This window comes from Mariniflexile sp. HNIBRBA6329, assembly GCF_043558645.1.
GTDB lineage: Bacteria > Bacteroidota > Bacteroidia > Flavobacteriales > Flavobacteriaceae > Mariniflexile.
Genome location: NZ_JBIFXS010000005.1, coordinates 206,875 through 217,379 on the forward strand (window position 1 = coordinate 206,875; position 10,505 = coordinate 217,379).

Here is a 10,505-nt window from a genome sequence, read left to right on the forward strand (position 1 = left end):
TAATATGCAACAGGACAGAACCAGAAATAATATTTTGTTTTCTTGCTTGGGTCAAGAAAAAAAAGACTTCCAACCATTTGTAGAAGACCACGCAGTTTCGTTTATTATTGATGGTTCAATGATTATCAATGATGGAAAAGAAGCTACAGAATACAACGAAAAAAAAGTTGGTTTTATATCAAAAAATCAATTGGTTAAAACGCAAAAAATTCCGAAAAATAACAAACCGTTTTTGAGTATTAGTATAATGCTTCCAAAAGAACTATTATTCCAATATTCAAAAGAAAACAACATAAAACCAAAAGGTGTTTTCATAGGAAAACCGAATTTTATTTTTCCATACGATTTATATTTAAAAACCTTTTTCGATTCGATGATTCCTTATTTTGAAAACCCACAAGCTTTAACTAATAAATTAGCTCAACTAAAAACTTTGGAACTTATAGAATTATTATTGAGAGATGACAGAATGCAAAACATACTGTTCAATTTTCAAGAAGATTTTAAATTAGACTTGGAAGCCTATATGAACAAGAATTATATGCATAATATACCTTTAGAACAATTTGCACAATTGACTGGACGTAGCATTTCAACATTCAAACGTGATTTTCAAAATATTTATAAAACAACACCGAATAAATGGCTCATAAAAAAACGTTTAGAATTAGCACATTATTTAATTTCAAAAAAAGACCAAAAGCCATCAGAAGTTTATTTTGATGTTGGCTTTGTAAACCTTTCTCATTTTTCAAGAAGTTTTAAATCTGAATTTGGAAAAAGTCCATCTGAAATATAAAAAACTACAGCTAACACCGTATAAAAAAAAATGCTAGTTTTAGCTAAACCAAAGTTAGTTGCTCGTTTGTTAGCTTCTGATTTTCCTTCGGAAAATCTTTGCTCATAAACATCTCAGCATTCATTATAACAACAAATCAAACTAAAAAAATACAAACAATGTTTACAGTAGAACAAATAGAGCTAGCACACGCAAAAGTAAAATCGGGAGCCGGTTTTCCAAAGTACATTAAAAACATTAAGGAACTAGGAGTTTCGGCATTCGAGACTTGGGTATTTGATAGTCATACCAACTATTTTGGAAATGATGGGTTTAAAACACAATCACAACCAAAATACGAGCCTTTAAACATTGCAGATTTTTGTGATAAAAATAGGTTTGAACAGTATTTAAGAATACACCAAAGAGGAGAAACAAATTACTTTACTTTTTGCAACCATTGTGCAGAAACGGGTATTGAAAAGTGGCATGTAAATCTTATAAAAATGACTTGTACGTATTACGATAAAGCTGGTAATGACATTTTGATAGAAATGGTACCTACCTTATAAAAAGCAAACAACTTTAGTCTTCTAAAGTACGCTCGCAAATTTCATTTAAAACCCACAAATAATCACTTCGGTTTTCTATAAAATCTTTATCAGAGATATCAATAATTTTTACGTTAAAGTCGGTTTGGGTTTTTAAAAACTCTAAATAGCCGGTGTTTATTTTTTCCAAATAATCGTCGGCAATGTTTTGTTCGTAATCGCGCCCACGCTTTTGTATGTTTTGTTGCAAGCGTTCAGTATTTTGGTGTAAATACACGTATAAATCGGGTTTTCGCAAGTCTTTATACATGAGATAAAAAAGCTTTCTATAGAGTTTAAACTCATCTTCTTGCAAAGTAATTTTCGAGAAAATAAGCGATTTAAACACATCATAATCGCTCACAATAAAATCTTTAAATAAATCGAGCTGCGCTAAATCGTCGCTAATTTGTTGGTAACGGTCTGCTAAAAACGACATTTCCAAAGGAAATGCATACCGCGACGCATCCTTATAAAATTTGGGCAAAAACGGATTGTCGGCAAAGCGTTCCAATACAAGTTTTGCATTAAAATCGTGCGCTATTTTGGTAGCTAAACTGGTTTTTCCTGCACCAATATTCCCTTCAATAGCTATATAACCATGTTTAGAAAAATCATAGTCTTTACTTGGGTTTTTCAACCAAATGTTGATGGGTTCTAAAACGCTGTCATCATCACATTCGCTTAACAAAACAGCCACTTCTTTATGCGATACTGAATGTTTTACATGAGGTGCAATATCGTTTAGAGGCAACAACACAAACCTCCGTTTTTGCATTTCCGGGTGCGGTACTTGTAAGGTTTTGCTATCTATAACAACATCTTCAACCAAAATAACATCCAAATCGATGCTTCGGGCTTCATACTTGTTTTGTTGCGTACGAACACGCCCTAAAACGGTTTCAATAGCCAATAATTCCTGAAGCACGGTTTCGGGCTCTAAACAGCTTTCCAAAACCAAACAAGCGTTTAAAAAGTCGTCGCTTTCAAAACCAAACGCAGGCGATTTGTACACTTTTGAAATACGGATAATCATACCGATTTTCTCATGAATTAAATCGATAGCGTCTTGTAGGTTTTTAAATTTATCACCTTTATTGCTACCTAATGCAATGTAAAACGTTGTGGGCTGTATCATAAGTATCGGCAAAATAAGTAAAACAAATTTTATTCCTTTATATTTACAAGACGTATTTATTCACAATTGCAAATGACTTTAAAAGACAAACTTGCTGCCCAACAAATTTATTTGCTTTTAGGGGCGCTTTTTATAACATCGTTAGTAGTTTCAAACCTTATTTTTCAAAAATTCTTTTATTGGTATCCGTTTGATGTGGAGGTTTTTGGAAGCAAACTGTTTGTTGTTTCCGTGGGCATTTTACCCTACCCCATTACCTTTTTAATAACCGATTTGATAAGTGAAATTTATGGAAAAAAACGTGCTAACCAAGTAGTTGTGGCTGGTATTTTTGCATCGTTATTCTCGGTTTTAATAGTTTATGTTGCTGATTTAGTTCCCGCCATTTCAAGTTCGCCCATTGATAACGGGATGTTCTCCCACGTTTTTGGACGCACCATTTTAGCTGTTGGTGCAAGCATGACGGCGTACTTATTTGCCCAATTTATCGATATTCAAATTTTTCATTTTTGGAAGCAACTTACAAAAGGCAAACACTTATGGTTACGCAATAATTTCTCAACCTTTTTGTCGCAATTTGTAGATACTTTTTCGGTGGTGTTTTTGTTGTGCTTTTTTGAAGTATTGCCTTGGAGCATGTTTAAAGGTCTATTAATTAGCGGATTTTTATTCAAGGTATTCATCGCTGTTTGCGATACACCTTTGTTATATTTAGGAGTGTTTCTATTCAAAAAACGCTTTAAAATGAAAGCACATGAAGAAATTCAACTGCTTTAAGAAACCTATAAATGGTTGTTAAATTTTGGCTCAACAACAACCTTTTAGCTACATTTGTTCGTATATTTTATAAAACTTGTTAATGAAAAAAGCTCTAAAAATTACCGGAATTTCCCTACTTATCATCATTATACTTCTAGTTGCAGCTCCTTTTATCTTTCAATCGCAAATAAAAGAGATGGTGAAACGCACTATCAATGAAAACCTAAATGCTCAAGTAGACTTTACCGATGTTGACTTAAGTTTTATAAAAAGTTTTCCAAAAGCACATGTGAACATTAGTGATTTGGCCATTACCAATTTTGAGCCATTTAAAGGAGATACCTTGGTTAGCGCAAAAAGCATTGCCCTCAACATGTCCATCAAAGAACTTTTTAAAAGTGCAGATGAGGCTATTATAGTAAATTCCATTTATGCCGATGGTGTGCTTTTGAATTTAAAAACCGATGCTTCTGGGGCTGCCAATTATGATATAACCAAAGAAAAAGAAAATGCTTCTACCGAGTCGAGCAGTTTTGCTTTCGATATACAAGATTATCAAATAAAGAATAGTACCATAAATTATATAAGCATTAGTGAAGATTCTAAAATGGTTGTAAAAATTTCTGAATTTAACCATGAAGGAAAAGGAACGTTTTCAGCAGAAAAATCGGAATTAGACACCAAAAGTGATGCTAAAATAAGTTTCACTATGGATGGTTCTAACTATTTAAACAACAACCCGGTAAAACTAGATGCTTTAATTGGGCTCGATTTAGAAAACAGCAAATACACATTTAAAGACAATAAAGGATTCATCAATCAATTGCCTATAGAATTTCACGGGTTTGTACAATTGCTTGAAGCGGGACAAGATGTTGATATTACATTTGAAAACCCAGAGTCGTCATTCAAAAACTTTTTAGCCGTCATCCCAGAAACCTATTCTAAAAACATAGAAAACGTTAAAACTACGGGCGATTTTAAGGTTAAAGGCATTATTAAGGGCATGGTTACCGATGAAACCATCCCAACGTTGGATATTAGCATTAAATCGAACAATGCCTCTTTTAAATATCCCAGCTTACCAAAAAGTGTCACTAATATTATTATAGATACCGAAATTAAAAACACAACAGGTAAAACCGAAGACACCTATGTCGCCATAAACACCTTAAATTTTAAGATTGACCAAGATGTTTTCAAATCGTCAGCTACCATAAAAAACATTACTGGCAATATGTTGGTAAATGCTGATATTGATGGCGTTCTCAATTTAGCAAACATCTCAAAAGTATATCCGGTAGATTTAGAAACACAACTAACCGGTATTTTAAAAGCCAAAGTAAATACGGCTTTTGACATGGAAGCCATAGAAAAAAATGCTTATGATCGTGTAAAAGCTAGTGGTAACATGAGTTTAAGTAATTTTAAATATGCTTCAGATGGGTTTAAAAATCCGCTTCAAATTTCAGATGCTGCCGTTACATTCAATCCAGCTACCGTTTCTTTAAACAGCTTTAAAGCCCAAACTGGTAAAACCGATTTGAATGCCACAGGAACTATTGAAAACTTGTTAGGTTTTATGTTTAGCAACAAAACCTTAAAAGGAAACTTTAACCTAAGCTCGAACACGTTTGCAGTAAATGATTTTATGAGCGATGATGCTCCAACAACTACAAACAAAACCGAAGGCAATAAAACAACCGCTAAAAAAGAATCTTTAAAAATTCCTGCCTTTTTAGATTGTACCATAAACGCACAAGCCAATACCGTTATTTACGATAATTTACAACTTAAAAATGCTAAAGGCGCTTTAATTATTAAAGATGAACAAGTACAGTTGGAAAATTTTACAACCAGCCTTTTTGATGGGCAATTAGCTGTTTCTGGGCTTGTCTCAACAAAAAGTGACACTCCTACATTCAACATGAATCTAGGCATTAACAGTTTTGATATTGCCAAATCGTTCCAAGGCATGGAACTGTTCCAAAAACTAGCACCTTTAATGAAAGTGGTACAAGGAAAATTGAACACTACTTTAAACCTAAAAGGTAATTTAACCGATGATTTTACACCTAATTTCAACTCGCTGTCGGGTAATGCCTTAGCAGAACTTTTATCTTCTACGGTAAATCCATCCAATGCTGAAGTATTGAATAAATTAGGCAACTCATTAAATTTTATCGACTTTAAAAAATTGAATTTAAACGACCTAAAAACCCAATTTGCATTTAATGATGGTAAAGTGAGCGTAAAACCATTTCATATAAAATATCAAGACATCGATATTGAAATAGCCGGATCGCATGGGTTTGATAAAACCATGGCTTACAATGCCGTTTTTAATGTACCAGCAAAATATTTGGGTACCGAGGTTACAAATCTTATTGCAAAAATTGATGATGCTTCGGCAAAAAACATCACCATCCCCATTACAGCAAACATTGGAGGCACTTACACAAGCCCAACGGTAAAAACCGATTTAACCAGTGGTGTTAGCAATTTAACCAAACAATTGGTTGAAATCCAAAAGCAAAAACTTCTTAATCAGGGTAAAGACAAAGTAAGTGGTATACTTGGTGATTTAATTTCGGGCAATAAAGCTAAAAAAGATTCTACTTCAACTGCGCAAAGCAATTCGGTTAAAGATGCACTAAGTGGTATTGTAGGTGGCAGTAAAACCACAACCGATTCTACCAAAACAACAACTACACCAACAACTAAAGATGCTGTTAAAAATGTTTTAGGCGGATTATTGAACAAGAAAAAACAAAAAGATACCGTTAAATAACCTTTTTCGTTTCCTTTTGGGCTTTTCACCAAGAAAGTCCTGTAATTATTAGGTTTTCTCAATAAAAAAGTTAAGTTGTAGATAGTATAATTCTATAACTTAAAAATAATATATGAGGCAATTAAAAATTACGAAACAAGTTACCAACCGAGAATCGAAGTCGCTTGATAAATACCTACAAGACATTAGCAAAATTCAATTAATAACCGCTGATGAAGAGGTAGAGCTAGCACAACGCATCCGACAAGGAGACCAAAAGGCTTTAGATAAACTCACCACTGCTAACTTACGCTTTGTAGTTTCAGTCTCAAAACAATATCAAAACCAAGGTTTAACCCTGCCCGATTTAATAAACGAAGGCAATGCAGGTTTGGTTAAAGCCGCCAAACGTTTTGATGAAACCAGGGGTTTTAAATTCATTTCGTATGCCGTTTGGTGGATTCGTCAAGCAATTCTTCAAGCTTTAGCAGAACAATCTCGAATAGTTAGATTACCTTTGAACAAAATTGGTTCTATAAACAAAATAAACAAAGCGTATTCGTTTTTAGAACAAACCCACGAAAGACCACCAAGTCCCGAAGAAATTGCAAGCAATTTAGACCTTACCCTTAGCGACGTTAAGCAATCTATGAAAATTTCGGGCAGACATGTATCTATGGATGCACCCTTAAAAGAAGGCGAAACCTCAACACTTTATGATGTTGTAAATTCGAACGAGTCTCCCAGACCCGATATGGGCTTGATGAAAGATTCGCTAAATATTGAAATTAACCGTGCGTTAGACATGCTATCAGACAAAGAAGCCGAAGTGATTCGGAATTATTACGGCATAAGCAACGCACAACCCATGAGTTTGGAAGAAATAGGCGAAGCATTTGGTTTAACCCGTGAACGCGTAAGACAGATAAAAGAAAAAGGTATTCGCAGATTGCGACATACCTCTAAAAGCAAAGTATTAAAAACGTATTTAGGATAATCCTAAAGCAAACAATTAAAAACAATTTATGTTAAAAATTATTATCAAAGAAGGTGAAAACATAGAACGTGCCTTAAAACGTTATAAACGAAAACACCGAAATATTAAAGTGATGCAAAATTTAAGAGAGGCTCAATTTTTTACAAAACCATCGGTAAAAAGAAGACGCCAAGTACAAAAAGCATCTTATATTCAAAATTTAAGAGATCAGGAAGATATTTAGACGTTAGACTAAAATAGAAAGTCCCATTTACAATGTGTTGTTAGTGGGATTTTTTTTGGGCGTTACCCAAGGGTCGCGTTAGTAGTTTATCCTGAGCGCAGACGAAGGGCTATATCTTTTTAAAAGGTCATTGCGAAAAGTAAACCACGAGGCATCCTGTTGGCTTAATTCTTAAATATAAGTTTGTTTTTACCAAGTTTTAAAAAGGATGCCGCTTCAACCGCTAACGCAAACGCTTATAAACTAATAGCAACCACCAAACCTTCATTAGCACGCACATTAAACACTGTATCATCCTCAAAAATAAGATATTGCCCTTTTATACCCGTAAGCTTACCGGTGTAAGCTTGGGTTTTAATCAGGTTTAAACTTTTTGGGGTTGTCGGGTATTTTTCAACCGGAAAATCTAAATTGGTTTCGTTATTGGTTTCAATAAAATAATCCTTGGCTTCATCTGGAATGTATGGTTTCAACTTGTCGCGCCATTGCACTAAATCTTCATCTACAACATCGTTTTTAAGCATGGTGCGCCAATTGGTTTTATCGCCTACATGGTCTTTCAAAGCTACTTCAGTAATACCTGCTAAATACCGGTTTGGCACTTCTACAATCTCAATAGCTTCATGCGCACCTTGGTCTATCCAACGGGTTGGCACTTGGGTCTTTCTGGTTACACCCACTTTTATATTGCTGGAATTTGCCAAATATACAATGTGTGGTTGCAGCTGTACTTTCTTTTCGTATTCCAAATCGCGGTCTTCTTTATCTAAATGCGCAGTGCTTAACTCAGGTCGCATAATCCAATCGGCAGCTTGTGGTATTTCAAAAAAACAACTCTTGCAAAACCCTTGTCGGTATATAGGTTTATCCATACCGCAATTCAAACACTGGTACTTAACAAATTGAATGGTAATGGTTTTGCCCAATAACTGATTCATATTTAAAAAATCGTTTTCAAACACCAAATAGTATTCAATAGGACTTGAAAATTCTGTTTCCATTTTTGTTAAAACACCTTGATAAGTCATAAAAAAAAGTATTATTTTTAAGAACTTAAATATAAAACAAATATGCCAATCACTATAGTAAATTCCATTGCTTCTTGGTTCTTAAAAAAGCGTTTCCATCAAATTGAATTGTTTTTAAAATACCCCAACGAAGTCCAAAACGAATTACTATTGGAACTTATAGATATAGCAAAAGATACCCAAATTGGCAAAGAATACGATTTTGCTTCCATAAAAAACTACCGAACATTTGCAGAACGCATTCCCATAAAAAATTATGATGGGTGGCAAGATGTAATTGAACGCTCCATGAAAGGTGAAACCAATTTGTTTTGGCCAACACCCATAAAATGGTTTGCAAAATCCAGTGGCACTACCCGTGCCAAAAGTAAATTTATTCCCGTAAGTGAAGAATCGCTTGAAGATTGCCATTATGCCGCCAGCAAAGATTTATTGTGCATGTACCTTAACAACAACGAAGAATCGCAATTATTTACAGGCAAAAGTTTACGCTTAGGCGGAAGCAAGCAGTTATATAAAGAAAACGGCACCGTGTTTGGCGATTTGTCGGCTATTTTAATTGACAATATGCCTTTTTGGGCAGAATTTAGTAGCACACCAAGCAACAAAGTGTCGTTAATGAGCGATTGGGAACATAAAATGCAAGCCATTGTAAATGAAACCATGAACGAAAACGTTACGAGTCTTGCCGGTGTTCCATCGTGGATGTTGGTATTGCTTAACAACGTTCTAGAAACTACAGGCAAACAAAACCTCCATGATGTTTGGCCAAATCTGGAAGTTTATTTTCATGGTGGTGTGAGTTTCACGCCTTATAAAGACCAATACAAAAAATTGCTGCCTAAAAAAGACTTTAGATATTATGAAATTTACAATGCTTCGGAAGGGTTTTTCGCCATTCAAGATCAAAATAATTCAAACGAATTACTATTAATGTTAGATTATGGTATTTTTTACGAGTTTATCCCAATGGATATTTATGCTACCGAAGCCGAAAAAGCCATTCCTTTAAGCGAAGTTAAACTAAACCAAAATTACGCCGTTATTATAACTACCAATGCTGGTTTGTGGCGTTATAAAATTGGGGATACCATAAAATTCACCTCTTTAAATCCTTATAGAATTAAGATTTCGGGAAGAACCAAACATCATATAAATGTTTTTGGAGAAGAACTTATTATTGAAAATGCCGAAGAAGCCCTTAGAAAAGTGTGTAAAAAAACAAAGTCGGAAATTATAGATTATACCGCTGCACCTATTTTTATGGAAGGCAAAGAAAAAGGTGCCCACGAATGGTTGATTGAGTTTAAAACCCCACCAAAAGACATTCATTATTTTAACGAACTGCTCGATAATGCTTTAAAAGCCTTAAACTCTGATTACGAAGCAAAGCGTTATAATAACATTACACTAAACAAACCTAAAATAAATATCGCAAGAAAAAATTTATTCTACGACTGGCTAAAACAAAACAATAAATTAGGTGGGCAACATAAGATCCCAAGACTATCTAACACACGCGACTATATTGATGATTTAATGAGATTAAATTAATAACCGTTTCATTTTTTTTCAAAAGACATTGCAAAAACAATCTACTTCTCAAAACCCTATAGAAACTAACCTCTATTTGGATTTTAAAAGCAATTAAAAATACACACATTAATTAAGCTCCGATTAAATACATTGCCAAATGGTACTTTAAACGAGTATTTTGCCTAATCATCTAAAAGCAACTAAAAGAGTATTGTGAGGAAATAAAATAACTATACTTTTAACTAAGTTTTTAAAAACAATATGAAAATCCCCATAATGTCCTTTATTAATTAACATCCATAAAAAAATAAAAAACCACGCTAAATTAGCGTGGTTTTTTTATGATATTATCTTGTCCCGTCCTGAAATAGCGATACACTAAAACCTTAGTGTAATGAAAACACCAGAAAACAGTGGGTATGTAAAGCGTACTCAAAAAGATTATTCGATTTCTTTTAAGCTTCAGGTTGTTCAAGAAATAGAATCAGGTCAACTCGATAGGTCGGACGCTTGCCATAAGTACGGCATCCAAGCTAGGTCTACCATCACTCAATGGTTAAGGAAATATGGTACCTTTGATTGGGAGAATCCAACAAAAGAAACCGTGGACAAGACACCTGAACAAAGAATCCTCGAACTAGAGGCAAAAGTAAAATTGCTTGAAAAGCAAAAGGCTAGAGCTGAGC

The 10,505-nt window shown here is 34.1% G+C and carries 10 protein-coding genes; 8 read left to right on the forward strand and 2 right to left on the reverse strand.

Features of this window, described 5'->3' with window-relative positions:
* Nucleotides 1-4: 4 nt before the first annotated feature.
* On the forward strand, nt 5-799 hold the full coding sequence (locus ACGK9U_RS08955; RefSeq protein WP_394466029.1) for a helix-turn-helix domain-containing protein: 795 nt from the start codon (nt 5-7) through the stop codon (nt 797-799).
* Nucleotides 800-957: 158 nt separating this feature from the next.
* Nucleotides 958-1,350, forward strand: coding sequence for a DUF1398 domain-containing protein (locus tag ACGK9U_RS08960; RefSeq protein ID WP_394466030.1), 393 nt, complete (start codon nt 958-960; stop codon nt 1,348-1,350).
* A gap of 13 nt (nt 1,351-1,363) precedes the next feature.
* Here the strand turns inward: ACGK9U_RS08960 and folK are convergent, their stop codons facing one another.
* Entirely contained in the window at nt 1,364-2,506 is a 1,143-nt protein-coding gene (folK, locus tag ACGK9U_RS08965) for a 2-amino-4-hydroxy-6-hydroxymethyldihydropteridine diphosphokinase (protein WP_394466031.1), read from the reverse strand.
* Nucleotides 2,507-2,578: 72 nt separating this feature from the next.
* Here folK and ACGK9U_RS08970 point away from each other — a divergent pair, with 72 nt between their 5' ends.
* The 4 genes from ACGK9U_RS08970 to rpsU all read left to right on the forward strand — a co-directional run bounded on the left by ACGK9U_RS08970 (nt 2,579) and on the right by rpsU (nt 7,255).
* A complete protein-coding gene (locus ACGK9U_RS08970; protein WP_394466032.1) occupies nt 2,579-3,283 on the forward strand; it encodes a queuosine precursor transporter in 705 nt (234 codons plus the stop codon).
* 82 nt (nt 3,284-3,365) lie between these two features.
* Complete coding sequence (locus ACGK9U_RS08975; RefSeq protein ID WP_394466033.1) at nt 3,366-6,056, forward strand: AsmA-like C-terminal region-containing protein; 2,691 nt, start codon at nt 3,366-3,368, stop codon at nt 6,054-6,056.
* 112 nt (nt 6,057-6,168) lie between these two features.
* Entirely contained in the window at nt 6,169-7,032 is an 864-nt protein-coding gene (locus tag ACGK9U_RS08980; RefSeq protein ID WP_209652167.1) for an RNA polymerase sigma factor RpoD/SigA, read from the forward strand.
* A 28-nt stretch (nt 7,033-7,060) separates the two neighbouring features.
* Nucleotides 7,061-7,255, forward strand: a complete 195-nt coding sequence (rpsU, locus tag ACGK9U_RS08985) for a 30S ribosomal protein S21 (RefSeq protein WP_209652169.1) — start codon at nt 7,061-7,063, stop codon at nt 7,253-7,255.
* 236 nt (nt 7,256-7,491) lie between these two features.
* Here rpsU and ACGK9U_RS08990 read toward each other — a convergent pair whose 3' ends face one another.
* Nucleotides 7,492-8,283, reverse strand: a complete 792-nt coding sequence (locus tag ACGK9U_RS08990) for a DUF2797 domain-containing protein (RefSeq protein ID WP_394466034.1) — start codon at nt 8,281-8,283, stop codon at nt 7,492-7,494.
* 42 nt (nt 8,284-8,325) lie between these two features.
* Here ACGK9U_RS08990 and ACGK9U_RS08995 point away from each other — a divergent pair, with 42 nt between their 5' ends.
* Both ACGK9U_RS08995 and ACGK9U_RS09000 read left to right on the forward strand, forming a co-directional pair.
* Nucleotides 8,326-9,837: a GH3 auxin-responsive promoter family protein gene (locus ACGK9U_RS08995; protein ID WP_394466035.1), complete on the forward strand. Its 1,512-nt coding sequence runs from the start codon at nt 8,326-8,328 to the stop codon at nt 9,835-9,837.
* Nucleotides 9,838-10,213: 376 nt separating this feature from the next.
* Nucleotides 10,214-10,505: transposase (locus tag ACGK9U_RS09000; RefSeq protein WP_394466036.1), on the forward strand; the 292-nt coding region annotated here is incomplete at its 3' end.